At 29.0% G+C, this 224-nt stretch carries 1 protein-coding gene; it reads left to right on the top strand.

The window, feature by feature from the left end; all coding sequences use genetic code 11:
* On the top strand, nucleotides 1–224 hold a 224-nt coding region (locus KGF50_RS22205; RefSeq protein ID WP_413926861.1), incomplete at both ends, for a hypothetical protein.

Below are 224 nucleotides of genomic sequence, written 5' to 3'. Positions count from 1 at the left end.
TATCCATTTAATCAATATAATCTAAAAGCACTTACAAAAGGTGGAGATTCTTTATTATTCCATAGTAATCTTACAGTGCTTCCAGATGAAAATATGGCAGTTGCAGTCGTTTCTTCTGGTGGAAGTAGTCAACTTAACGAAATAATCGGACAAGAAATTTTACTATCTGCATTAAAAGAAAAAGGTAAAATTAAAGAAATAAAACCTGATAAAACATTTAGTAA

Origin of the sequence: Clostridioides sp. ZZV15-6598 (genome assembly GCF_020657705.1) — a bacterium.
Classification (GTDB): domain Bacteria; phylum Bacillota; class Clostridia; order Peptostreptococcales; family Peptostreptococcaceae; genus Clostridioides; species Clostridioides difficile_F.
Note: the sequence above shows the minus strand (reverse complement) of the source record. Positions and strands in the feature narration are given on the sequence as shown.